Source organism: Algibacter lectus (genome assembly GCF_004368925.1).
GTDB lineage: Bacteria > Bacteroidota > Bacteroidia > Flavobacteriales > Flavobacteriaceae > Algibacter > Algibacter lectus.
Genome location: NZ_SORL01000007.1, coordinates 1229256 through 1256155 on the forward strand (window position 1 = coordinate 1229256; position 26900 = coordinate 1256155).

Annotated in this window: 15 protein-coding genes; 2 read left to right on the forward strand and 13 right to left on the reverse strand. The window is 33.9% G+C overall.

Annotated features, from left to right (window positions below):
* Positions 1 to 117 precede the first annotated feature (117 nt).
* The 8 genes from DFQ06_RS05835 to DFQ06_RS05870 form a co-directional block, all read right to left on the reverse strand.
* A complete protein-coding gene (locus DFQ06_RS05835; RefSeq protein WP_042504580.1) occupies positions 118 to 1680 on the reverse strand; it encodes a hypothetical protein in 1563 nt (520 codons plus the stop codon).
* A gap of 11 nt (positions 1681 to 1691) precedes the next feature.
* Positions 1692 to 3506 (reverse strand): RagB/SusD family nutrient uptake outer membrane protein, encoded by a 1815-nt coding sequence (locus tag DFQ06_RS05840; RefSeq protein ID WP_042504579.1) that lies wholly within the window; start codon positions 3504 to 3506, stop codon positions 1692 to 1694.
* A gap of 17 nt (positions 3507 to 3523) precedes the next feature.
* Complete coding sequence (locus tag DFQ06_RS05845; protein ID WP_042504578.1) at positions 3524 to 6658, reverse strand: SusC/RagA family TonB-linked outer membrane protein; 3135 nt, start codon at positions 6656 to 6658, stop codon at positions 3524 to 3526.
* A gap of 184 nt (positions 6659 to 6842) precedes the next feature.
* Entirely contained in the window at positions 6843 to 8330 is a 1488-nt protein-coding gene (locus DFQ06_RS05850) for an alpha-L-fucosidase (RefSeq protein WP_133966628.1), read from the reverse strand.
* Between the two features lie 11 nt (positions 8331 to 8341).
* Positions 8342 to 9736, reverse strand: coding sequence for a DUF2231 domain-containing protein (locus tag DFQ06_RS05855; RefSeq protein ID WP_133966630.1), 1395 nt, complete (start codon positions 9734 to 9736; stop codon positions 8342 to 8344).
* Between the two features lie 21 nt (positions 9737 to 9757).
* The gene (locus DFQ06_RS05860; RefSeq protein ID WP_074935656.1) at positions 9758 to 10864 is read right to left on the reverse strand and encodes a twin-arginine translocation signal domain-containing protein; all 1107 of its coding nucleotides are present in this window, start codon (positions 10862 to 10864) and stop codon (positions 9758 to 9760) included.
* Between the two features lie 11 nt (positions 10865 to 10875).
* Positions 10876 to 12390 (reverse strand): DUF1501 domain-containing protein, encoded by a 1515-nt coding sequence (locus DFQ06_RS05865; protein ID WP_133966632.1) that lies wholly within the window; start codon positions 12388 to 12390, stop codon positions 10876 to 10878.
* A gap of 31 nt (positions 12391 to 12421) precedes the next feature.
* Positions 12422 to 15664: a DUF1553 domain-containing protein gene (locus DFQ06_RS05870; protein ID WP_133966634.1), complete on the reverse strand. Its 3243-nt coding sequence runs from the start codon at positions 15662 to 15664 to the stop codon at positions 12422 to 12424.
* Positions 15665 to 15881: 217 nt separating this feature from the next.
* On the opposite strand from DFQ06_RS05870, the gene DFQ06_RS05875 reads away from it, so the two are divergent.
* Both DFQ06_RS05875 and DFQ06_RS05880 read left to right on the forward strand, forming a co-directional pair.
* Entirely contained in the window at positions 15882 to 16751 is an 870-nt protein-coding gene (locus DFQ06_RS05875) for an AraC family transcriptional regulator (protein ID WP_042504575.1), read from the forward strand.
* Between the two features lie 236 nt (positions 16752 to 16987).
* Positions 16988 to 19555 (forward strand): glycoside hydrolase family 2 TIM barrel-domain containing protein, encoded by a 2568-nt coding sequence (locus DFQ06_RS05880; RefSeq protein ID WP_235833499.1) that lies wholly within the window; start codon positions 16988 to 16990, stop codon positions 19553 to 19555.
* Between the two features lie 90 nt (positions 19556 to 19645).
* On the opposite strand, the gene DFQ06_RS05885 is transcribed toward DFQ06_RS05880, so the two are convergent.
* From DFQ06_RS05885 to DFQ06_RS05905, 5 genes are all read right to left on the reverse strand, one after another.
* Positions 19646 to 20449, reverse strand: a complete 804-nt coding sequence (locus DFQ06_RS05885) for a T9SS type A sorting domain-containing protein (protein ID WP_133966636.1) — start codon at positions 20447 to 20449, stop codon at positions 19646 to 19648.
* Positions 20450 to 20735: 286 nt separating this feature from the next.
* Positions 20736 to 21929: an HYR domain-containing protein gene (locus DFQ06_RS05890; RefSeq protein WP_133966638.1), complete on the reverse strand. Its 1194-nt coding sequence runs from the start codon at positions 21927 to 21929 to the stop codon at positions 20736 to 20738.
* Positions 21930 to 22289: 360 nt separating this feature from the next.
* Positions 22290 to 23468, reverse strand: coding sequence for an Ig-like domain-containing protein (locus tag DFQ06_RS19545; RefSeq protein WP_235833500.1), 1179 nt, complete (start codon positions 23466 to 23468; stop codon positions 22290 to 22292).
* A gap of 92 nt (positions 23469 to 23560) precedes the next feature.
* On the reverse strand, positions 23561 to 25144 hold the full coding sequence (locus DFQ06_RS05900) for a hypothetical protein (RefSeq protein WP_133966640.1): 1584 nt from the start codon (positions 25142 to 25144) through the stop codon (positions 23561 to 23563).
* 12 nt (positions 25145 to 25156) lie between these two features.
* Positions 25157 to 26890 (reverse strand): RagB/SusD family nutrient uptake outer membrane protein, encoded by a 1734-nt coding sequence (locus DFQ06_RS05905; protein WP_042504573.1) that lies wholly within the window; start codon positions 26888 to 26890, stop codon positions 25157 to 25159.
* Between the last annotated feature and the right edge of the window lie 10 nt (positions 26891 to 26900).

Sequence of the window (26900 nt, forward strand, 5' to 3'; positions counted from 1 at the left end):
CAAACAAGTAATATCACATATGTTTTTATTACGATAAATTATGGTTTATGTTAACATAAAAAAGGTTTCGCAAAATATGCGAAACCTTTTTTGAATATATCTTAATTAGAAAATGATTTAAGGTCTTTCATCTGCCTCAATAATACGTACATCATCTAAATAAATAGTTCCTGATCCACTATGTCTAAAATACATATTGTAATCATTAGCTGTATTTGATGGTGTCGCTAATTGAGTTCTTATGGTAGTCCATTCATCAAACGGAGCCGATTGGATGGTATTATGCCAAAATTGTTGCACAGTCGTATTTCCTCCTCTATTAATCCATGGAGCTAAGAAATTTATTGCTGTCCCAGAAACTTTGTATATTTTATATTCATACATTACAGGTACCCCAGCTTGTAGCGTAAAAGTATCAGTATAATTAATCCAAGCTGACCAATTTCCTGATGCCGCTGCATCCATTTTTATACTGTTGGTGCCACTAGCTGCTTGCTCTGTAGATATTTCAATAGTAGTAGTTGCTAAATTTTCTCCATCTCTTGGTACAAAATTTCCTGCTCCTGTTTCAAAATCAAACTTAATAGCTTCATGTTGAAACATTGCAACTGGTAAATCTGTAAAAGCAACAGGACTACGTGTATCTGTAGACTCTAACGTTCCATTACCATCATAAGTAACTGTTATAACATCTGATCTATAGATTTGATCTACTAATTTGATTTCTAGTTTAGTTGCATCCGTAGCACTTCTAGCTAGAGAAGAAATTGTAAAAGGAGATCCATTTACGTTAACTGTAAAGAAAGGCTCTTGATCTCCAAAAGGAGCAAACTCTCCATTAAATGGAACTTCAATTGTTTGATTTTCTAATTCAATTAATTCTGCTGAAACTTCAAATGGAAGCGATGAAGGAATTACATTAAAGGTTGCTGGAATTTTATAATTTTCATAATCTCCAGGTATTTCTTCCCCTTGTCTGCTTAAATTTAAATTCCCCTTAAACTCACCAAGTTTATTAAATTGGATAACTGCTAACGAGTCTGTATTTGTTACTCCTGCTATATTCCAACTTCTTGTATTAGGACGACCAATAGTTGTAACATCTACCAACTCGAGAGTAGAACCTGCTTCTACTGTAATAATATCAGAAACTGATTCATGTGGAATTACAACTCCATTTTGACGAATTAAAATTTGAGGTACAATAGTATCGTATACATCTACAATAAACGTAGTATCAATAACCCATTGCCCTGATTCTCTTTTAGCTGGAAATATAAAATCGTCTCCTCCTTTAAATGCTACAGAATCTTTAAACACATTATAAAGTCTAACTTTTTTAAGTCCACCTTCGGTAAATAATACATGTACTGTTTTATCTTCGGTTTCTAAAGATCTTGGTTCAATAATAAATTCATCATATACAGAATCTGATCTAGTGATCGGGCCTTCTAAAAAGAAACTCCCCTCTTCAATAGTCCATGAATGAGATAACTCACCTTGAGACAAATCTGAAAAAGAAGCGAAATCATTAACACTTACACCCAGTGTAGCGCTTCTAAACGCACTTGTATACCATGACACATCTGAAAACGAATTCGGAGCATCATAATCATCACTACTTGTGCAAGCCGCAAAAAGTGAAATGATACATGCTATTAAAATTAATTTATTTTTCATGTTATTTTTTTTTAGTTATTTAAATTAGGGTTAGCTGTTACTTCACTATTTGGAATAGGATAGTAAGCATGTAAAGCTTCATTATAATTTACTGCAGCTTGTTCGTAATCTTTATAGACATAATCGGTAGCTAATGGAGGAGTTCCTTCTTGTAAAATAGAATTCCATCTTGTAACTGTTTTACCATCTTTATCTTTTGTCTCATAATGCATTCCATAATAAGTTCTGGTACTCAAGTCTTCAAAACGTTGTTTAAGAACTCCCCAACGTCTCAAATCAAGAAAACGAACGGCATGACCTTCTTCAGATAATTCTAAGGGTCTTTCAATATACATTAAATGCTCCATTAAGCTTTGTGCATTATACGCCACATTATCATGATCTGCCGCTGGATGCTCTCCAGTTCCATCTAACCCTAACAATTGCAAAGCAGAACGGTATCTCACCTTGTTTACTAAAACTAGAGCTTCTTCAAGGTTACTATCATCGGTTCCTCCTTTAATTAAACATTCAGCTTGCATTAATAATACATCAGCTAAACGCACTAAACGAATATTGATAGGAGAACGTGAGTTTGGTATAAAATCGGCTTCAGTAGTTACGGTTGCCCAATTTGTATACTTTCTAAAATAAGCATTTTCTTTATTATTGAAAGGTGTAATAGCTCCTGCTAAAAACCCTCCATAATATGGTGTATCTATATCGTCAACCAACGCTAATGTATAAGAAGTACGTAATGAATATGATCTAGGTCTCATTAATGTTATCGGATCACAGCCTTCACTTCCATCTTCACAAGGCACGTAATTACGTGGATCGTTTAAATCCATCTTTTCATTTTTGTATTCCATTTGTAACCAACAGCTAGGTATGCCACTTCTGTAGCCACCAACATTACCTGATGCAAAAGCTCTAGCTAGTGAGTTGGAAACGTTTTGAGAATCAAAAGCATTTAACTCAGACTTAAAGTTAACAGAATAACTCACCTCCAAAATAGATTCTGAATTAAACTCTCCTGCTGCTGAAAAATTATCATCAATATTATCTACTAAAGCTCTTTGATATTCTGGATTAGTTATAATGTCGTTAAAATATTCTGAAGCTTTAGTATAATCTTCTTCATATAAATAACTTCTACCAAGTTCTGCTGCTGCCGCTGCTGAAGTTACACGTCCTAAATCTACGTTCTGACTCCAAATTGGAGGTAAATTTTCATAAGCATACTCTAAATCTGCTAAATAAAAAGCTTTAACTTCTGAAGCAGGGCTTAAAGGTTGATAAAACTCACTTTCACCTTTTGGAACAAAATCAAAAATAGGCACACTACCTTGGTTGAAAGTATTGTATAAATATGAATAAGCAATCCCTCTAAAAAATCTAGCTTGCGCCATTATTTGAGTTGCAAAATCAATATTTGTTTGATCTGTATAAGTCGCCATTAATCGCGTACCATTTTCAATAACCTGATTTGCTCTAAATATAGTTACATATAATGATGACCACTTGTTGTTAATTTGTGATTGAGAATCATTGTAGGTATATATATAAAACGGTGAAAATTGATTGTTAGAATTTGGTCTACCGAAACCAGGCCAAGTCATATCTGCTTTACAGTTTTCTTCTACTATTAAGAAATTATTGGTGTTCTTAAAAGCATTGTATACAGAGGTTAACCCCGAGTTAAGATCTAGATTGTTTTTCCAAAAACTACCCGTTGACAACTCATTGGGATTTGTTTCAGTCAGAAATTCTTCTGTCGAGCATGAAGTACTGCATATAATACACAGTAAAACAACAGCTATTTTGTTAAATATTAATTTTTTCATGTTTCTTATTTTTTTTATTAAAATCTAAATTCAACACCAGCTCTATATTGTGTACTGATAGGATATGTTCCTTGATCAATACCTCTTGTATTTAAACCATCATTACCAACTTCTGGATCGAAACCATCGTAGCTAGTAATAGTAATAAGGTTATCTGCTGCTATATAAAATCTAAGTTTTGTGATATTTAGTTTATTACTCCATTTTTTAGGTAATGTATATCCTAAAGTTGTGTTTTTTAAACGAGCAAAACTTCCATCTTGTAACCATAAGTCGGTATAACCTCTGTAATTAAAGTTATCACGACCTCTATCGGCAGGGATATTTGATGTTGGGTTTGCTGGAGACCATTGATACACTAAATCTCTGTGAGTACCTTGTTTGTAAGCGTAAGCCTTACTTCCATTTATAATATTTCCTCCAACAGCTGCATACCAGTTCATTGAAAAATCTATCGATTTATAATCAGCATTAAAGTTTAACCCAACTTCAAAATCTGGAGCTCCACTTCCTTTAAAAACTCTATCATCAAGATCAAACACACCATCACCTGCATCGGCAACACCATCATTATCGGTGTCTACAGTAGGTTGATCTACATACCTAAGCGAACCTAAATTAGCAGTAGGATCTAATAATCTATATTCAGCCAATTCTGCTTCTGTTTTTACTAAACCATTAGTTTCTATAAGAAAGAAAGCACCTGCTGGATATCCCTCTCTTAAAGCTGTTACTAAATCTTCACTAGGTAAACCTGGAGCTACTTGACTTCCTCCTAAAAATGAGAATTTATTAGAATCACTCATTCTAGTAATTAAATTGTTATTGGCCGCATAGTTTGCAGATAGATTCCAATTTAATTTTCCTCTATGTTTATAATTTGCACTCCATTCCACACCATAGTTACGCATATCTCCTACATTAAGAATTACAGTAGAATTGTTTCCACCACCTACAGTTGGAGGTAAAATAACTGGGAATAACATATTAGTTCTAGATCCATCATAAACTTCACTTGTTAGTGTTAGTTTGTTATTAAAAAACCCGAAATCTAAACCAAAATTCTTTTCAATTTTCTTCTCCCATTTTGCATTAGGGTTTTTAAAAGCTTCTTGAACGGCTCCTAATACAAGTTCTTCATTCGCTCCTGTACCAAAAACATAATCATTACCAATAGAAATAGTTGGATCTGTACTATAATCTTGTATACTTTGGTTACCTGTAGTACCGTAACTAAATCTAACTTTTAAGAAGTTGAAAGTTTTACCAAAGATATCATCCCAACCATATTCATCTGAAATAATCCATGCAGCAGAAGCTGATGGCGCATAAATCCATCTGTTATCTTCAGAAAAACGACTTGTTCCATCACGACGTAAACTCGCACTTAATAAATATCTACCTTTATAATCGTACTGAGCACGACCTAGCATACCAATTAAAGTATTCACTCTATCTTGTCCCCAACCGCTTCCAGTACCAACGTTAGCATCTAAAGTTGCTCCGTTTAATGTAGTGATCTCGTTATTAAATAAATCGAATTTTTGAGCAAAGAACGATTTAAATGTATATTTCTCTGTAGATAATGCTCCAACAAGTCCTACTTGATGATCACCAAACTTTTTATTAAATGTAATAATACCATCAATAGTAGCACTGGTATTTCTACTGCTTTGCTCCTTAACTCCTGATCTAATTTGTTGTGGTATTAGCGTTCCATCTGTAGCATAAGCTGTGAATAATGGATTTATTGTAGTACGCATATTGTTATTACGACCAATAGATGCACGAGTTGTTACTTTTAAATTTTTGTTTAACTGGTGATCTATTTGAACACGCATACTCATGTTATCACCTGTTCTAATATCAGATTGTTTAAGCTTTCCTGTTAAATAACTTAAGTTAACAGCATCATTACTTGTATTATTACCCGCACTATCTTCTGTAGTTGGAGAGTTAGGATCAATTAATTTTTGGTAAGGTTTATACCTGTAACCATCTAATAAAATTCCCCATGGAGTATACTGCTGTTGATCGGTTCTTAAACCAATACCTGTAGTAACCGTCCACTTATCCTTTTTATAAGTTGTATTCGCTCTAACGTTTAAACGCTCTAAACCAGAATTAATTAAAGATCCTACTTGATCAAAATAATTCATAGATACGTTATACATAAGTCCACCCTTACCACCAGAAACATTCATGGTGTGATTTTGAATTCGAGCATTATCAACTTGTAAAATATCCATTAAATAGGTATCGTTAGTAAAATCGTTTGGATTTTGCTCTAACGTTGTAAATGAATTGTTTGGAAAAGTTCCGTTAAGGTGACCTACTCGTAAAAAATTCTCATAAACAGATTCTTCAAAATTCATTAAAGGCACGCTAGAAGTAATATCCTGAACTCCCATGTAACTCGTTACGCTGATATTCATTTTACCAACTTTACCAGTTTTTGTGGTTATTAAAATAACACCAGCAGAACCTCTTGTACCATAAATAGCAGCAGAAGCAGCATCTTTAAGTACATCAATTGTTTCAATCTCCGCAACACTCAACTGAGGGTTACCATCTTGAGGAATTCCATCAACAACGTAAAGAGGTGTGTTACTACCAAAAACAGAGTTAACCCCTCTAATTAGAATAACAGCATCCGAACCTGGTTGCCCACTACTCGATGTAACGTTTACACCAGCAATTTGTCCTTGAAGTGCATTACCAACATCCGATGTTGATATGCGCTCAATGGCTTCTGCCTGAACTTGCCCAACAGCTCCTGTAAGCTCTCTTTTCTTTTGCTTTCCATAACCAATTACCACAACCTCATCTAAAGTGGCAACGTCGGTTTTCAGAACTACATTCATTTTGGTTTGTCCATTAACAGGAACTTCTTGCGCTAAAAAACCTATGTAGGTAAAAATTAGCACACCTTTAGAATCTGTTTTAATTTCGAAGTTTCCATCAAAATCGGTAACAGTTCCCGTAGCTGTTCCTTTAACCAAGATACTCACCCCAGGAAGAGGCTGTCCCTCTCCTGTTACATTTCCGGTTACGGTTTTTGTTTGTGCCTGCACTAAACCAAGACTGATAACAAAAAATAGTATTGTTAAAAAAGTTTTGTGTCTAGACCCAACAAGTAAATTAAATTTCATATTTGTATTGTTTAAAGTTTAGTTCTACAAATTTTGTTTTTCTTCACGTTTTGAATGGTAACAAATGATTTTTTAAACAAAACATATGGATAAAATCATAAAAATTTGTTAAAACAGGGCTTTGTAAAGCCAACAAACACGGGTTTTCGATAAAAACCCATGTAGAACTGAGGAGTAAATGTTGTTAGAAGTTTATTTTATAAACAAAAGCATAATCACCAATTTTTACTTTTGATGGTTGCATGATTAATGCGCTGCTAGTTTGTTCCCAAATGATGGTTTCATCACTACCTAAAAGTTCAATACTCTTAATGGTTTGATCCTTATTAGATAATGATTTAATGTGAATAGGTTCTGTAGACCAATCTAAAACTGTAGCATATAAGGTTTCTCCTTTTGTAGTGAACCGAATATCTTTTGCTGTATTGTCTTTATTTTTATGTTCGCTTAAATGACCTTCAATCACTTCGGCAGGGCCTTCCCCATAAATTTTCCATGGTCGAGTTCCGTAAATAGCTTCTCCATTAACGGTTAACCATTCGCCCATCTGTAATAGTCGCTTTTCAACTTCTTCAGGAATTACACCTTCTGCAGTAGGTGTTATATTTAATAGAACGGCTCCATTTTTGCTTACAACATCGACTAAGAAATCGATTAATCTGTTGGTTGATTTATAAGCCGGATTCTGAATATTACTCCAAGCATTCCAATCTATAGAATCATCTGTTAACCAAGTGAAGTCTTTCTTTTCACTCATTCTAGAACGTTCTAAATCTAAAACTGCCGATCCTATCGCTAAATCTGTAAACTTATAAGTAACCACAACATCTTTACCTTTAGCTAGTCCTTGATTATAAAAATTGGCTAAAAATTGTTTTCTATAGTCTTCACCTATAATATCCATTTTATTATCAAACCAAACAATATCCGGATCGTATTTGGTTGTTAATTCGGTCAACCTATCCAACCATTCTTGATTAAATTTATCATCTGGTAAAGGATTTGTTGGTTTGTTTGCCATAACAAAAGTGCCCTCCGGAACTTTTGGTCCATAAAGACCTTCATAAAGCGGATTAGAAGCATCAGTATTTTCATCCCAGGTAGGATACCATGAATATAACCAATGACGATGATAAGTGGTAATAAATTTTAAACCTCTAGCTTTTATTGCTTTTTCCATTTCGCCAACAACATCTATTTTTGGCCCCATATCTTTAGCATCCCATTCTGTTAAATCACTATCCCACATGGCAAAACCATCGGCATGTTCTGCAATAGGCCCTGCAAATTGCGCACCTGCTTTTACGAATAAATCGGCCCAAACATCAGCATCGAATTTTTCAGCTTTAAACATGGGTATAAAATCCTTGTATCCAAATGTATCCAAATTCCCATAGGTTTCCTTATGATACTTATTTATATCATGCCCTTCTTTATACATCCAAATAGAATACCACTCATTTTTATATGCCGGTACAGAATATGGTCCCCAATGAAAATAAATACCAAATTTTAAATCTTTATACCATTCTGGAACTTCATATTTCTGCAATGATTCCCAATCTGCTGTATATTTTGGCGTACTTAATTCTTTTGCTTTTGAACCTTTTTTAGAGGAACATGATAATAACAAAAGAAAAATTATGCTTTTTATAAATATGCTTTTGTTCATAAAAGTTGTTTTTATAATCCTAAAATAACTTCAGGATAATCGTTTAATGCCATTTCATCTATATCCTCTTGTTTAATGTTAGTTTTCCAAACGTATACATGCTTTAAACTCGTTATCTTTGCAATAGTTTGTAAACTTTTTGAGGTTACTTGAGTACCGTATAGATTTAAACTCGTTAAATTTTTTAAATTAACTAATTCAGTAATAGCAGTATCTGACAAAGGATTTTTATTTAATTTCAGCTTTTGAATGTTAGGTAATTGACCAACTATTTTCAAGCTTTCATCTGTTAATTGATTATCCTCTAAAGATAACCAAATAATATTCTCTTTTATGGTAAGTAATTTCTCAAGTTTCTTTAAAGCCGCTTGACCATCACCTTTAACCACTGTATTTGGAGTCAAAACAACCTCATACAAACCTGAATCGAAAACAAGTTCTCTTAAAGTAAACCCTTCTTTTTCAAGGTCTACAATTTGATTAGCTGTTACCATATTTACAGTTGGTAAAGCAATATCTACCCCTTTTGCTCCGGAAGTAGATAAACCCAGCATAGTGCTCGCAATACCCGAAATATCTTCTGGAGTTTCAACGTTTGCAACAGTAGCATCAAAATTTCCTTTAGCGTTATCTATCCAATAGGTTAATATGGCTATTTCTTCTTCTGTTAAAGGGGTTTTGCCTTCTGGTGGCATAAAATCATCGTGATGTGGTTCTAAAAGTACACGCTTAATCATTTCCGATTCCGAGGCATTTCCTGAAATTATTATTTTACCGTTTTTCCCTCCTTTTAAAATCGCTATAGAATCGTGGAAAGACAAACTTCCTTTTTTCTTACTTTCATTATGGCAACTAGCACATTTATTATCTAAAATAGGACCTACCAAATGATTAAAAACCTGAGCATCTTCTATCTTTGTTACAGCTACAAGTTCTGTTTTTTCTTCTTTCCCGAAAGGGGAATATTTTAATAAATAATCACTTCCATGTGTTAAGTTACCTCCATAATGGCCTGTAACACTTAATAGAATAACCAATAAGGTTAGTGATGAAATATTAGGTTGCAAACGATTTAATTTGGCTATTTTTATTTTTTCTATTCGAATTAACCATGCTATAAAAGCAATTGCCGTAGTTGCTATACCAAACCAAAAGTGCGTATCTAAAGCGTCTGCTTCATAATCGCCACTTAAAGATAGCATATATCCCAAAGCACAAGCTACTACACCACTTATTCCGCCTAAAAGCAATGCCAAAGGAATACCTGTGGTTAACATTGGATTTTTTTTCCATCGACTAAAAACTTCCAATACAAAAGCAAAAAACAAAAAACCTATAGGCAAATGCACTACAAGCGGATGAAATCTACCTAAAAACAATACAAAATCTGGAACACTATTATCCATATATCTTTTTCTTTATATTTTTTAAATGCGTTCTAATTTTAAAGGAGGTGTTTTGTCTGCTCTCCATTGGCAGATATATAAGTTTTTATCATTATCGACACAAACATCATGACCGTGAGAAATTGGTCTATCGGTTAATTGATACGATTTTTGAAGTTCTCCATTTACATAAATAGGTGCTGTTGCTCCTGGGTTTGAAACCACTTTGTCGCCTTCTAAAATAGTAACAAATCCTGTTGGTTGTGTCCAATCTGTTTTTCCTACTTCGGGCTGAGACCAACAAACACCAGCATATAAATTAGTATCATCAAACACCGGTCTACATACTTGCATATTCGGTAAGTGTAATGTTTTAATATACTTACCATCTAGCGTAAACCATTTAAAACTAGCTTGATTTCTAGAGGTTACAACAACCATTGGGTTGCCTTTCTCTCTGTAATCTATAGCTACACCGTGAGCACTCATTATTTGGTAATTTTTATCAGGATTATCACTTCCTCCCCAATGTCTTATGTATCTGCCGTTGTAATCATATTGAATAATTCTACTCATACCATAACCATCGGCCACATAAATATCGCCATTAGGCCCAATAGCTGTTTCTGTAGGACAAAAAGATTCTCCTGGTTTATAAATACCTATAGTAATTGGATGACCGATATCGAAAACAACACGACCATCCATTGTGGTTTTACTAATACGACCATTATGTTTTGTCCAGCCTCCTTGTTTGTTTAAAAACCAACCAGAATCGGCCAAAAACAAGAACTCTTCTCCACCTTCGTCTGATATCGTTAAACCATGTCCACCCGGATAAGCCGTTCCCCAAGAATCTATTACATTCCCAGATTTATCGAAAATGATTACGTTATTTTTTGGATGATCTCCAATCATAACTAATCGGCCTTTACTGTCCATTTGCATTTCGTGGCAGTTAAGCAAAGGTGTTTCAATGGAGCTCATTTTAGCCCAATCTTTTATTAATTTATATTGATAATCGCCATGACCTAAAATAACTTCTTTGCCCTTTGGTTTTCTCATAATATGAAATCCAAATGACGGCATAGCGGTTAAAGCAGCCCCAGCTAAACCTGTTTTTTTTATAAAATTTCTTCTTGATGACATAACTTTTAGGATTAGGTTAATAAATCTTTTACAACATGACCGTGAACATCAGTTAATCGATATCGGCGCCCTTGATGTTTAAAGGTTAAACGCTCGTGATCTACACCAACCAGATGCATTAGTGTTGCATGAAAATCATGTACATGTAAAGGATCCTTTATCACATTATAGCTAAAATCGTCTGTTTCTCCATAAGAAAACCCGGGCTTAACACCTGCTCCAGCCATCCACATTGTAAATGCTTTTGGATGATGATCTCTTCCGTGATTTTCCTTTGTTAATTGACCTTGAGAATAAACCGTTCTTCCAAATTCGCCTCCCCAAATTACAAGGGTATCATCTAGCATACCACGTTGCTTTAAATCTTTTATTAAAGCTGCTGTACCTTGATCTGTTTTTTTACATTGATTTTTTAATCCTCCCGGACAGTTATTATGCTGATCCCATCCTTGGTGATATAATTGAACAAATTTCACTCCTTTTTCTAATAGCTTTCTAGCCATTAAACAGTTGGCCGCATAAGTTCCAGGGTCTCTACTATCTTTACCATATAATTCAAAAATATGATCTGGTTCATCTGATAAATCGGCTACTTCCGGAACAGAAGTTTGCATTTTAAAGGCCATTTCGTACTGAGACATTCTTGCCTGAATTTCAGGATCTCCGTAAGCATCATTTTGAATATCATTTAAACCTCCTAAATAATCCAACATGTGTCTTCTATCGTTACCATCGTAATTTTCAGGATCGCTTAAATACAATACCGGATCTTTACCAGATCTAAATTGTACACCTTGATGTTCTGTTGGTAAAAAACCATTACCCCACAAACTCGATTTTAGAGGTTGCCCTTTTCCATTTTTTGAAACTAATGTTATAAACGTTGGAAGGTTTTCATTATCGGACCCTAAACCATAACTTAACCAAGAACCAATTGATGGTCTACCTGGTAATTGATGCCCCGTTTGCATGAAGGTTATGGCCGGCGTATGATTAATTTGATCGGTTTGCATGCCCTTCATAAAACATAAATCGTCAACAACTTCAGATAAATAAGGCATGGCGTCACTTACCCACGCTTTAGATTTTCCGTATTGTTTAAAATTGAATGTAGACGGTGCAATTGGCAAGGTGCTTTGGCTGCCACTCATCCCTGTTAAACGTTGTCCGCCAATAATAGACTCTGGCAATTCTTTGCCAAACATATCGACCAACTTTGGTTTATAATCGAATAAATCCATTTGCGAAGGTCCTCCACTTTGAAATAAGTAAATTATACGTTTTGCTTTAGGCAAATGGTGTGGTAAGCCCAGCCTGTTTTTATTGTAGTTCTCTAGAATTAAATCTTCTTTAGTTTTGTTGCCTGTAGCCCCAAACATTTTTTCTGATCCAAGTAAGCTACTTAGCGCTATGGCACCTAGGCCTAAAGAGGTTTTCTTTAAAAAATGTCTTCGGTCTATTTGCCGTTCAATTTTTTGTAAATCTCTATTATTAGATGTTAGTTTATTGTGGTGATCGTTACACATAATGTCTTTTCTTTATTTAGAGTTTAGCTTTTTATCTTTTGGTTATGCTAGCATCAGCATTCATAATAGTACTTGCTACAACCGCATTTGCCGCAATAAGGGCTTTATTATCTGTTTCAGCGATTTCAAAAGCACCAGTTTGGAGCCATCCTTTTGCCTTCTCTAGATTAGCATCAAATTTTTTAAATTCCTCTTTTTGCAAAGCAGTTAATAAATCTAATTCTTCATTGCTGATCTGGCGTCCCGTTAACCTCTTAAAAGCACTGGTAATTCCCGTTTTTAAATCATCGGCTTCTGTAATTTGTTTTCCTAAAACTCTAGAAGCTTCTATGTAAGTAGGATCGTTTAAAATTACCAAAGCTTGAAGTGGTGTATTTGTTTTTTGCCTACGAGTAGTACACAAATCTCTTGTTGGTGCATCGAAAATTGAAATTGTTGGGTTTGGTACGGTACGCTTCCAAATAGTATACATACTTCGTCTATATAAACCTTCTTCTCCATCTTGCACATAAGTATCACCGTTTACTTTCCATAAACCTTTTGGTTGGTATGGCCTTACGCTTTCCCCTCCTATTTTGGTGTTTAATAAACCTGAAGCATATAAGGCATTATCACGAAGCATTTCTCCAGATAATCTGGTTGATGGGCCTCGTGCTAACCATTTATTTTCTCCATCTACAGCTAAAAGTGCTTCAGTAATAACAGAGCTTTGTTGATAGGTGCTAGACATCATTATGGTTTTATGCAAAGCTTTTACATCCCAACCCGATTCAATAAATTGAATAGCCAACCAATCTAATAATGCTGGGTGACTTGGCAACTCACCTTGGTTTCCAAAATCTTCTGACGTTTTTACAAGTCCTCTACCAAAGATATTTTGCCAATATCTGTTTACTGTTACTCGAGCTGTTAACGGATTGTCTTTATGTGTAATCCATTTAGCAAGCCCCAATCTATTTTTAGGCATATCTTCCGTCATAGGAAATATATCTTCGGGAGCATTTGGAAAAACACTATCCGTAGGAGAATCATAATTACCTCTATCTAGAATATAAGTTTGTCTATTAAGCTTACTCTCCTTCATCACCATAATTTGCTTAATAGGATCTATACTATCTGCTAACACCAAACGCTTTTGTTCTAAATCTTTAAGCGCAGAACTATAAGCTTCAGAATTATTAGCTAAATAATACTCAGCTAATTTTTCTTTTTCAGTTTCATTTAAATCCGCTAATTCCTTTTGCTTAATTTTATCTAAATTATCAGGGTTTGCAATTTGTAAAACTTCAATTTCTGTTAATTCTTTATTGAATACCATAAGGTCATCAATAGTAGCATCTTTAATTCCTTTTCCTCTCCAAACTGCTCCAATACGTAAACCAGGTTCTAGACGCGGACTATCCTTACCATATAATCTTAAGCCATGAAAAACAATGTCTTTATATAAATTATCAAACACAGTTTTAGTTTGTAATTTTTCACCATCCATAAATATAGACACGCCATTTGCTTTACTAGAACCATCATAAGTCATGGTTAATTGCACCCATTTTTCTTTTGGCACATCGTTAAGCGACTCTACAACAATAGCGTTATCAGGATATACATGCGCTAATAAGGCTTCTATTTTATTATCCTTAATTTTTAAGTGATACCCTCTAAAACTATGCAGTTCTGGACTATTCATTTTATGAAAAATCACGCCTGTTTCTAAGTCTTTAGGAATGTAAACCTGAATGCCAATACTAAAAGGTTGACTTCTTTGAAAAATACCAATGTTATCTAAATCTAACCAAGTATCACCATTCATAAAAAGACCTTTACCACTTGCTCCTTTTTTATAAATAGCCTTTTCGTTATCAACAAATTGCTGACGCATTCTTATTTTATTCTGCCCATTACCACCTGCTAAATTGATAAGTTTTTCATTATCAAAATTAAATGCAGCCACTAAGCCTTTAGGTTGCTTTTTTGATGGTATTTTTTTGAATTGATTACTAGCAATCCACTTTTCGGCTTTAGGCTTTTCTTTACTAGTTGTTGTTTTTACTTTTTCTTCGGAATCGTCTACTAAAGTTTCTAAGTAAGCTAAAACCTCTTCTTGTTCCTTAGTAGGAAGCATCATTGCAGGCACTGGTGTTGCCAAATCCCACGGAATTAATCCCGTTTCGTCTACATTATTGAAAAAACTGTACATTTCGAAGTAGTTTTTCTGAGAAATCGGGTCGTATTTATGGTCATGACATTTAGCACAAGCATAAGATAAACCTAACAAACCTTGACTAACAGTTGCGGTTCTATCTGCTACATATTCCGATCTAAACTCTTCATCAATAATACCTCCTTCAAGATTTTGAGGGTGTAATCTATTAAATGTTGTTGCTAATTTTTGCTCTCGTGTCGCATTTTCGAACATATCGCCTGCTAATTGCCAGGTAACAAACTCATCATAAGGCATGTTTTTATTAAAAGCTTCAATGACCCAATCTCTCCAAGGCGAAGTATCTCGATATCTATCATTACTATACCCATGTGTATCTGCGTAACGCGAAAGATCCATCCAATCCAAAGTCATGTGTTCACCATAATGAGGCGATGCTAAAAGACGGTCTATTTGTTTCTCAAAAGCATTTAGCGATGTATCTTTTACAAAAGCATCTAATTCTTCTAAAGTTGGAGGTAACCCAGTTAAATCGAAAGAAGCACGACGTAATAAAATTTCTTTATCCGCTTTTTCTGAAGGTGATAATTTTAAGTTCTCTAATTGCTTAACAACAAAATTATCAATGGTATTTGAAACAAATTCAGTTTGCTTTACCTTAGGTATTTCTGGTTTTTCGGGTTTTAAAAAGGCCCAATGTTCTTTATACTCTGCTCCTTCTTCAATCCATTTAATAAGAACTGCTTTTTCATAATTGGTTAAAGTAAGATGAGATCCGGGCTCGGGCATAATTAAATCTGGATCATCCGAAATAATACGATGAAAAAATTCACTTTTTTCTAAATTCCCTGGTGTAATAGCTACTTTACCTGGCGATTCTGGCAACTCGGCATAGGCTACATCTGCTGTATGCAATTGTAAACCACCTTTAATATTACCTGCATCTGGCCCATGGCACAAATAACATTTATCCGACAAAATAGGTTTAACATGCTGATTAAAATCTATGCTTTTTGGTAGCTCTTTATAAGCTACATAAACAGCTTCTGGCAAATCTGGTCCGCCACACGAAAACATAAATAACACCCCTAGAATCAGGGTGTAAAAACTCATACCTTTGAACATAAAATTATAGTTAGTTGATCTTTCAAAGATAATTTTTACAATTCCGTTAAAACTGTATAAATCAGCCCTAAAAATACACATTTCCGACATGTTCAGTTATTGTCAAGTATAAAACACACCTTTTATTTGTAGTTTTATGAGTGAATTGGTGTAATTTTGAAAACAGTCTCTTTAAAAAAATCAGTAATCAAACTAATCAAAAAAAATGTTAGAAATTTTTCAGTCTTTAAGATTAACATTACTTAATACCGGTTATGCCAAATTAAATGCTCTATGGGATTTTGATAACGTGATTAGTCCGTTTACTCGCATGTACTATATCACAAAAGGCTCAGCAAAAGTTTACCACAGTAATAAGGTTTTTGATTTAAAACCAAACCATATTTATCTCGTACCAAGTTACACTTATGCTCGATATACCTGCGAAGACTACCACGAACAATACTATATAAGTTTTTTAGAAGATATTAGTAACGGACTTTCTATATATGGAATAAAAGATTTTGAATATGAAATTGAAGCAGATCAAAACTGTCTTTACTATTTTCAGCGGCTCGTAGAATTAAATAATAACAGAAAAATAAAAAACAGTAACCCAAAAACATACGACAATCGACCAACTTTGCAAGATTTTATTAAGCAAAACGATACGTTAAACGCCAAAGAGTTACTGGAAACCCAAGGGATTTTGACCACTTTGTTATCCAAATTTATAACCAACCACAAAATCAATAAAGACCACGTTACCCCAAATAAAGCTATATACCTAATACAGAACTATATTAATGAAAATCTACATGCGCCAATAACTATAGACGAATTGGCTAACAAGTGCCATTATAGTACAGATTATTTCTCAAGACTTTTCTATAAAACTCATGGCATTAGACCTAATAAATATATACAATCCAAAAGGATAGAACGCGCGCAATTACTGTTATTAACCACAACTAGTTCTCTTAAAGAAATTGCTCAAAAAGTAGGATTTGAAAACTTAGCATACTTTTCTAGAACCTTTAAAAAACATACTAAAAAAACACCCGCTGCTTTTAGAAAAGAGCAAGTCACCATATAATCAATACTATATTTATTCCATTAATCAAATGTGTTATAAAACAATACATTTATTATGTATCAACCTAAGTAACAACTTTACTTTTAAATTTTAAAAGTAGCTCTATAAATGCAATATTTAATTTGCTCTAATTAAGTTTTAAAAATATAAATCTACTAAAAAAAACGGCCTTCAATATTGTATTGTTTGGCTTAATGGAATTCAAATAAAAATCACTAAAACCAAATAAACTAAAAATGAATTTAAAAAATCTAAAACCCATGTTATGCTTTTTTATAAGTATAGCCTTATTTAATTGCAAACCCGCAGAAGACAACAAAATTGCTACAGAACATATTAAAGATTTTAATTTTGATTGGAAATTTAAATTATCAAATGATAGTATTTCTCTAGCTAACACTCCCGAATTTAATGATGAAAATTGGAGAACACTAAATTTACCACATGATTGGGCTGTAGAAAGTAAATTCGATTCTTTATTAGCCAACGATGCCAAGGCAACCGGCTACTTAGCAAGTAAAGGTTATGGTTATTATAGAAAAACATTTGATAAACCGTTTAACGAAAACGAAGTTACCTATGTTCTTTTTGATGGCGTTTACAACAATTCTGAAGTTTGGATTAATGGTAAAAAATTAGGATTCCACCCTTATGGCTACTCTCCTTTTTATTTTAATTTAAGTTCGTATTTAAATAAAAACGGAAAGAACAATGTGCTAACCGTAAAAATTGATCATACTAGATATGCCGATAGTCGTTGGTACACAGGCGCTGGTATTTACAGAAACGTACAGCTTATTACAGCTAACAAAATACACGTTCCAGTTTGGGGAACATTTGTTACAACTCCAGAAGTTTCAAAAGAAAAAGCAACAGCACAAATAATAGTTTCAGTAAAAAACGATTTTTCTTCGGAAGAACATGTTGTGGTAAAAACAAGTATTGTTAATCAAAACAATATAGAAGTTGCCTCGACTAGCAGCAACTTAAGTCTTGCAGCGAATAGTTTAAAAAATGTTACTCAAAAAATTGAAATAGCTAATCCATCGTTATGGGATATTGACAACCCGAATCTTTACAAAGCCATAACTACCATTATAAAAGAGGACCAGGATATTAATACTTACGAAACTGATTTTGGAATTAGAACCATTAAATTCGACACAAATAAAGGCTTCTTTTTAAATGGCCAAAACATGAAAATTAAAGGTGTTTGTTTACACCACGATGCAGGTCTTGTTGGCACCGCAGTGCCAAAAGGTGTTTGGAAACGCAGATTGCAAATTTTGAAAGATGGAGGTTGTAATGCCATTAGAATTTCGCATAACCCGGCATCAACAGAGCTTTTAGACCTTTGTGATGAAATGGGCTTTTTAGTTCAAGATGAATTCTTTGATGAATGGGATAACCCAAAAGACAAACGTCTAAACCAAAACGAATCTAAAAGCACCGATTATATTACCCGTGGTTATGGTGAACATTTTCAAGAATGGGCTCATAAAGATTTAGAAGCTGTAATGCTAAGTCACAGAAATCATCCTTCTATTTTTCAATGGAGTATTGGAAACGAAATAGAATGGACCTACCCAAGGAATGCTGCAGCAACCGGATTTTTTAACAATATGAACTGGAATGGAAATTATTTTTGGGATGAACCTCCATATTCTGTTGAAGAAATTAAGCATCAACTAGAAACCTTACCTAGAGGAAAATATGATATAGGCGAAACAGCGCAAAAACTTTCAAAATGGACTAAAGCTCTAGATACAACACGTCCTGTTACGGCAAACTTTATTTTACCTTCTGCTAGCCATTTATCTGGATATGCCGACGCTTTAGATGTTATTGGCTATAGTTACAGACGTGTTTTATACGATTATGGTCATAAAAACTACCCAGATAAACCTATAATGGGTACCGAAAATTTAGCACAATACCACGAGTGGAAAGCCATTATGGAACGCCCTCATATTTCTGGAACATTTTTATGGACAGGGATAGATTATATGGGTGAAATTAGATCGCCTTGGCCTGTTCGTGTTCAACCTTCTGGTTTATTAAATACTGCTGGATTCAAAAAAGGATCGTACCATATGATGAAAACATTATGGACTAACGAACCACACCTTTATATTGCTACTCAAAACATTGAAAAATCATTAAATAAAATAGATTCTAACGGCAAAATCACTGCTAAAAACCCTGAAAAATGGAAGCATGCACTTTGGGAATGGCAAGACGTAAACGAACATTGGAATTATAATACAGACGCAATGATATCTGTAGAAATATATTCTAACTGTGATGAAATAGAATTGTTTTTAAATGAAAAATCTCTTGGCAAAAAGAAATTATCAGATTTTGAAGACCACATTTACAAATGGGGCGTTCCTTTTGCTGATGGTAATTTAGTTGCAAAAGGCTATAAGGATAGAAAAGAAATAACTTCTGAAATAATTACAGCAAGAAAGGCAACGCAAATAAAGCTTTCTACAGAAGAAAAATCTATCAACGCTAACAATTATGATGTTTCGCATATTATTGTACAATTAACTGATGATAACGGTAACCCTGTTAAAACGGATAACAAAGAAATTACTTATGAAATAAAAGGAAATGCCAAATTATTAGGAATTGATAATGGATGGAAAAAGAGTGTTCAAAAATTTCAAACTAACGTGAATACAACCTATAACGGAACCACTTTATTAATTATACAAGCTATGGACAAAGCGGATGATATTGAAGTTCTTGCAACATCGGAAGGCTTACCTTCTAGCTCTATAAAAATAAATATTAAATAAGCTTTTCAACTTATTAATTACATTAAAATTAGTCACAAAAAAAAACGAAAATCAAGTTGATTTTCGTTTTTTTTGTGACTAATAAAATATTTACTGTTTAACTATTCTTTTAGTAACGCTTCCTGCATCGGTATTTAATTTTAGAAAGTAAACCCCGCTTTTAAAATTTGTTAAATCAGTAGAAGCACCAACCAAAGCACCAACTACGTTATAAACCTCTACAGTTTTAATAGTGACACCTGGACTTACAATATTTACTTCACCTCTTGTAGGGTTTGGGTAAACTGCAAGCTGATTTATTGCTTCTGTTTTTGCTGTGCTTAAAGTAACATTAGTGTTTTGCTGAATATCATCAATGTAAAAAACATCACCATCATAAGTTCCTGTAGCATTAAGTTTAATATCTAATCTAGATAGATATCCTGGCTCAGTTCCTGCAAGAATGCTATTATCGGACTCTTTTACCGCTTCTTCAAAATTAAATTCAACTTCGTACCAAGTATTTAGTGTTAAACCAGAAAGTGAAACCGTATTTGTTAAATATCTAGCACCTCCAAACCAAGGTTCTAACTGTACATCTACCGCGGTTTCATTAGTCGATAAAATTTTAAATTTACACCAAGTTCCATCAGTTGCTCCATAAGTTCCTCCAGGGTTTTGAATAGCCAACCATCTCCATGCCGGAGCTGTATCTGTTAAAGTTATTTGAAAAGCCGTTGCACTAGAATTTATTCCTGATGTTGAAGGGTTAGAGGCATTAACAGCGGTGGCTTGTGCTGCCGCACCTGCCCTAACAATTGGAGTTAATGTTCCAGATTCAAAGTCCATTGCATACTGTCCGTAAGCTAAACTCCCCATTATTAAACAAGAAGTTACAAGTAATTTTTTAATCATTATAAAAGTTATTTAAGTTAATATAATACCAAATCTCTTAATTTATAATAGATTATAGCAATAGGTATGTTTTTTAGAATAACACATATGTTTAATCTCTATTACTCTAGTTATGAAATAGTTCAATTATTAACCTATGCTTGGTTTCAGATGTAAAATATCAGAAAACAAAAAGTCGCCCGAAACAACTCAGACGACTTTTCTACTTAAAAAAAACTAACTAAAACTAACTAAATTTATACTTAGGGAATACTTTTAAAACTTATCCTTTTTTACTTTTATATTCTTATTGATTTTCTAACTTCCAAGTTCTTACCCAATCATATTTTGTTGTTAAGTCATCAAAAGACCCTGTATCAAAAATAGTATTGGCATCAATTGGATTCCAATCGTAGGTTTCAATAGCCATGGTAATATGGCCTTCTAAATCAAAATCTGCTGGAGGATTAGTAATGGAATGACTTAATTTCCCGTCTAAATAAAACAATATTTCCGTTGGTGATTTCCACCAGCAACCGTACACAAAATATCTTGAGTTATTTTTTTCGGTTAAAATAGTTTTGGCAGGACTTTGTTTAGACCCTGTAACTTCAGTATCACAATCTCTTTCATGTCTCCATGTATTCGATGCATATATTTGATCAAAATTATCAGCCCAAGCCGCCGTATTTGTAAGTCGGCCAACGCATTCTTGAATATCTAACTCTAGTTTTCTAACAGGTCCTGTATTACAGTTTTGTTTAAAAGCTATCCAAAATGTAGAAGACATTATTGTTTTATTGGCTTGCATTTTACATTCGTAATAATAGCCTGGTTTAGCTGTAATTTTAGATCTCACAATAGCTCCACCGTGAGTCCAATCTATACCGTTAACACGTTTTGGAGCGTCAAATTTTTCAACAGTAATATTTAAATTACCATTAGCTACTGTTACGTTATCTGCTTCAAATAATGCAGGTGGTCTTCCTATCCAACTAAATCCATCTGATGAAGGATATCTATGCCATTTATTATCATCAAAAGTAGTACCGTCAAATTCGTCCGACATATCTTCTACTTTTACCCATTTTTTTCCGCTAGGCACCTCAACTCCATCTACTACAGCATAAGGCTTATCTCCAGAAGGTTCCATAACAACAACATCAAAACTACATGAAGCCGTATTCCCTGCTTTGTCGGTAGTAACAAAAGTGTTTGTTGTTGTACCAATTGGAAATGATGATCCGGATGCTAAACCAGCCGTTTGCGCAGTTACGGCACCTAGCACATTATCAGTACCTACAGGTGCGGTATAATTAATAATGGCATCGTTTTTTCCTGCATCAATAAAAACCGAAATCGAAGATTCACATGTTATTGTTGGCTTTGTTGTATCTATAGGTATTACTTCTTCTTTTTCATCAGAATCATTATTACTACATGCTGTAATAACAAATAACGCTAGCGCTAAAAACGTATATTTTTCTATTTTTTGAAACATAATATTTATTTATTCTACAAACTTAGTCTTCATTTAAAAAAATCGACTTTTCATATGTATTTCAAACTATAACAAATGGTTTTATATCATTAAAATTTATCACTAAACCTTGGTAAACCACTATTATCATTAAAAAAAATGAGCGTAATTGAAATTTTAAAGTTTTAAACTCAAATTTTCAATTACGCCCAATATGATATTCAAAAAAAAGACTTTTTATTTCATTTACATTCGGTAATCAATGTGTTATTCGTCTTCTAATTTCCAAGTTCTAACCCAATCAATTTTCATGGTGTTTATGGTATTATCTGCCAAATCAGATTTAGGAGGAAGACCACCAACCCAAACAGCTTCATTTGTTCATAAATCAAAAATAATTTCTAAATCTCTACTAAATTCTCGACCGGTATATGTTGTTCCAGATCGATCTTCGCCAACCTCAACACTTCCTGCTGGTTCTCCGTTTAAATAAAACTGAATGTGTTTAGCATCTTTCCACCAAACTCCAAATGTGTGATAATCTTCATTCCATTTTACATTTTTTAGCGGATTAGTGTCTGATAAGCCCGAACGCTTGAAATTATCTTCATCTCTAATCGTTACAGGAGATTTACTAGAATCTGCATGAAAATATTGCGAATTCATTTGATTAGGAAAATCTGCTGTCTGAGAACAGCCTACACAAGAAGGTTTAGAATTATTTTCAATAATATCAATTTCATCTCTATTATTAATATCGCCATTATTTAACCAATAGGTATTATAAGCTGAAATATGAGCGGCTTTTATTCTAGCCTCGGTATACATTGGAAAACTGGTCTCTGCTTTTGAATGTATTCTAGCGGTTTGAAACCATCGATCTTCTGGATTACTTTCGTTTAATGTTGCTTTTATCCAAAGATTACCATCGGTTACTCCTGAGTTGGTAGCAGCAGAAGTCATGAAAACAGGTATACCATAATTCCAAGTAGATTTAAACCACTTATTACCATCCCACGCCTCAAACTCATCGGACATACTCTCTAACTTAACCCATTTTTTCCCATCTGGTGTTGTGTTATCTATAGACGTAAAAGACGGTTGTGTTGGGTCTATATTGTTAAAATCTTCTGCAGTAGGTCCATCAACAACATCATTAACTATTATGTTTACCGTTGCGGTATCTTGATCTCCGTCTTTATCTGTAATGGTATAAGTAAAACTATCATCACCATTAAAATCTGCATTTGGTATATATTCAAAAACGCCATCACTAACCTCAGTAACACCTCCATTACTAGCGGTAGTTTCTAGGTTATAATCATCTCCATCTCCTCCATCGTTTCCAATATTATCATTTATGGAAACATTTACCTGATTAGCAGTACCTGCTGTACTATCTTCTTCAACAGTTAACTCATCATTATTTGCTGTAGGTTTATAATCTATAATTTCAGCTGGATCTTCTGTTTTAGAATCATTACTGCAGCTGCCCAAACTTAAGCTTATCGCTAAGATTAGCAAACTAATATTTTTACTTAAAAAGCTTATTTCTAACATTTTTTATTGATTTAATTATGAGTTAAACGAATAAAAAGGGAGCGCTTAAAAACACAGCCTCCCCTTTTTATAAAAACTAACTCAACAATTTATTAAGGTCTATTTGTTAATTTATACAGTGTTAAATCGTCCATGTAAAACTTAAGTGTTTCAGAATTTACATTTTGCCCTCTTAGCATAAAACTCTCGTTTCCATCTGCTGCAAAAGAAACCGTTACAGAGGTATAAAACCACTCACCTATTGGAGTTGTAGCATTAAAATTAGGATTATCTGCAACTCCCCAATCTGTAGAAGGTCTCCAAAACATTCTAAGGTTTGATGTAACTGGAGTACCTAAATCTACAACATAGATCCATGCACCCATTTCATATTTAAATCCTTTTTCTGTTGGAAAGGTTACGTTGTTACCATCTGCATCTGTATTTCCTATAATCATTCCTCCATTTGGCTCAAACTCTAAGTACATACTTTTTGATCCAGAATGAGCTTGATCAAAAGAGAAACTCATGCTATATGCATCCCATGGCGCACCCCACCAAAGATATGGCCAGTTGCTAACTTCTGAAGTTTCGAATGAATTATCAACATTTGAAGTTGGATCATCAAAAAGATTCACTTTTATAAAATCTGTTAAAACCGCGTCTGTAAATGCTTCGGATGCCACAGCATCAAGCGTTCCTAAATCTCCTGGTGTATATGATATTTTAACAACATCATCATTGTACATAATTTCATTATCCAATTCAACAACTAAAATATTGCCTTCTTCAGAATCTACAAGAACACTACGTATTATTGGAGATAATACAGCGCCTCCTGCGGTTTCTATTGAAACAGAAAAATTGTTTTTATTTACCGTTTCCGGATCCATTTCTCTACTAAATTCTAAACCAATTTTAGTTTGAGATTCTTTTTCGAAAACGCGATCTAATGTTACAGGTTCTGTTGAAGGTATTACTTTAATGAATTTTTTCACATTAATAGTATCTGCACCTCCTGGTCTACTTCTAGAAGTAATAAATTGTAAATCCCAAGATCCTAACTTGCTGTATTTTACATCTACTTCTGGAGCTGCATCCATTATCTGTATTGGTTTAGCTCCTGGTAAATTCCAAACAAAACTAATAGGTTCTCCTGTTGTTGTATAAGATAATCTTACTGCTTTACTCGCCGTAATTTCATTTTCAGCATTATCAGATAAAGTTAATTCTGCTCCAGTACTTCCATCATCATTAATATAATGTGCTTTTATAGAGGCCTCAACCGCACCAAGTACAGTTACTACAATGGTAGTATCAATTTCTCTACTATTATTAGGTACAGTGCTATCTTCATTAGGATATACATCGCCTTTAAAAACCTGATGTAACGTTACATTATGTTGTCCTGGCTCATAGAAAAAACCTTTTACAACATCTTTTGGAGATGTGTTTTCATCTGTGCCAGATATTCTAGAAACTGTTTCTGGAAAGGTCCATGTTCTAGATTCCACACCACGAGAAATATCGCCAAAATCGATATGACCTCCAACATTAATAGTATTATCAAAATCCATTTCGGAAGTAACAATAGCTCTATGACTTGGTTCAACTAAATTAACCGATTCATCTTCAGCACAAGCAACTGCAAAAAGTGCCATGAAGAGAATAAGTTTAAAAATTCCTATATTTTTCATAATTCGCTTTTTTTAATTAAATAAATTATCATTGGTTTGTACTTCTTGATTTGGTATCGGGAAATAGTTGTGTTGTGCAGGGTTGTAATTCGCAGAACTTTGAACAAAATCTGGTCTAATGCGCTCAACAATATCTAATGGTGCTACACCACCAGAACCAACATTTAAAATTGTCTCCTTATTTTCTTCTCTCCAAATCTCATCGGCTCTAAGCTCGTCAAACACCTCTTGAACAATACCCCAACGTACTAAATCTTTCCATCTATGGCCTTCAAAACACAACTCCACAACACGCTCTACACGTTGTAAATGTGTAAGCACTGTTTCTGCATTAGCTGCTACCATAGGTTGCGTTCCGTGTACTTGTTTACTAACATGTAACTGTGGAAACATTCCGGCATTATTATCCATATATTGCTGTAACGTAATAACGCCAGCTCTGCTTCTAACCATGTCTATATATTTTATAGCTGTTTCATAATCTGAATTTGCCATAAGTACAGCCTCTGCGTACATTAATAATACATCGGCATATCTCATATGTCTAAAGTTAATACCCGACCTAGATAAAGCAGGCTCTGCACTTAAATGGTACCAATTAGAATGTTTTTTAATATATGCACTTTGCCCAAAACCGAAACCTTTAACCTCTGAAGATTCTAAAGTATAATACGTGCCTTCCATGTTACGAACTGCAATAGTAGCATTCATTCTTCTAGATTCTACATTATCGTCGTTTATTGAATTTTCTGTATCTACCTCATCATTAACTAACATTTCATGCAAATTATAAGTAGGCATAATAGTATTAAAAGCTCCATAGTTTAATTGCCCTACAGCTGTAGCCATAGTAGATGATTCTGCTCCTGTTTGAAATGGCGTATCATCTACAGCACTTCCTGGTGTTCCTGGAGATAAATCGAAAGAATAATTAACTTCAAAAATAGATTCTTCATTAAACTCATTTTCATGTCCAAAATTATCTCTAATATTTCTTGTTAATGAATAAACATCAGAATCGATAACACTTTTAAAAACGGTTGCTGCTGTTGGCCAATCTTTCTTATACAAATACACTTTACCAAGTAATGTTGTTGCTGCACCCCAAGTAACACGTCCGTTATCCACGCCATCCCAAACTTGTGGTAAGTTTGATTGCGCAAACTCTAAATCTGGAAGAATAATAGCATCGGTAACCTCTTCGATAGTAGAAAATGGTTTAGCAAGTTCTTCTTTAGTTTCGGCAACTTTATCATGAATTACTGCTCCACCATAAGTGTGAGCTAATTGAAAATAAAAGAAAGCTCTTAAAAAACGTGCTTGTGCTTCTATTTGATTTTTAGCATCGCCAGTAAACACACTATCATCGGCTTCTTGGATATATTGAATGACTTGATTGGCTCTAAAAATACCAACGTACAACTCGTTCCATTTATCGGTGACATGATAAATACCGGCATTAAACGTTAAGTTTCTAAAGGCTTGTGGTCTGTACCAAGATTCTGTTCCGGCGATATCACCTAAAATAAATTCAAATTGTAAATCACCTCCACTTATACTTTGAAACTGCAGCGCACCATAAACGGTAGTTAATGCGCTATTAAACTGTCTTTCAGACTTCCAAAAGGTATCTGTAGTAATCGCATTCGGATTAATTTCTTCCAAAAATTTGTCTTCATCACAGGCAACAAATGCAAACGAAGAAAGAAAAATTAATGTAAAAGTTATGTTTTTTAATAATTTCATACTTATTAAT

Coding starts and splice junctions, on each gene's coding strand:
- DFQ06_RS05860 (WP_074935656.1), bottom strand. CDS start 10,864: ATGTCATCAAGAAGAAATTTTATAAAAAAAACAGGTTTAGCTGGGGCT.
- DFQ06_RS05850 (WP_133966628.1), bottom strand. CDS start 8,330: ATGAACAAAAGCATATTTATAAAAAGCATAATTTTTCTTTTGTTATTA.
- DFQ06_RS05900 (WP_133966640.1), bottom strand. CDS start 25,144: ATGAAAAATATAGGAATTTTTAAACTTATTCTCTTCATGGCACTTTTT.
- DFQ06_RS05890 (WP_133966638.1), bottom strand. CDS start 21,929: ATGTTTCAAAAAATAGAAAAATATACGTTTTTAGCGCTAGCGTTATTT.
- DFQ06_RS05880 (WP_235833499.1), top strand. CDS start 16,988: ATGAATTTAAAAAATCTAAAACCCATGTTATGCTTTTTTATAAGTATA.
- DFQ06_RS05870 (WP_133966634.1), bottom strand. CDS start 15,664: ATGAGTTTTTACACCCTGATTCTAGGGGTGTTATTTATGTTTTCGTGT.
- DFQ06_RS05855 (WP_133966630.1), bottom strand. CDS start 9,736: ATGGATAATAGTGTTCCAGATTTTGTATTGTTTTTAGGTAGATTTCAT.
- DFQ06_RS05840 (WP_042504579.1), bottom strand. CDS start 3,506: ATGAAAAAATTAATATTTAACAAAATAGCTGTTGTTTTACTGTGTATT.
- DFQ06_RS05865 (WP_133966632.1), bottom strand. CDS start 12,390: ATGTGTAACGATCACCACAATAAACTAACATCTAATAATAGAGATTTA.
- DFQ06_RS05885 (WP_133966636.1), bottom strand. CDS start 20,449: ATGATTAAAAAATTACTTGTAACTTCTTGTTTAATAATGGGGAGTTTA.
- DFQ06_RS05875 (WP_042504575.1), top strand. CDS start 15,882: ATGTTAGAAATTTTTCAGTCTTTAAGATTAACATTACTTAATACCGGT.
- DFQ06_RS05835 (WP_042504580.1), bottom strand. CDS start 1,680: ATGAAAAATAAATTAATTTTAATAGCATGTATCATTTCACTTTTTGCG.
- DFQ06_RS05845 (WP_042504578.1), bottom strand. CDS start 6,658: ATGAAATTTAATTTACTTGTTGGGTCTAGACACAAAACTTTTTTAACA.
- DFQ06_RS19545 (WP_235833500.1), bottom strand. CDS start 23,468: ATGTTAGAAATAAGCTTTTTAAGTAAAAATATTAGTTTGCTAATCTTA.
- DFQ06_RS05905 (WP_042504573.1), bottom strand. CDS start 26,890: ATGAAATTATTAAAAAACATAACTTTTACATTAATTTTTCTTTCTTCG.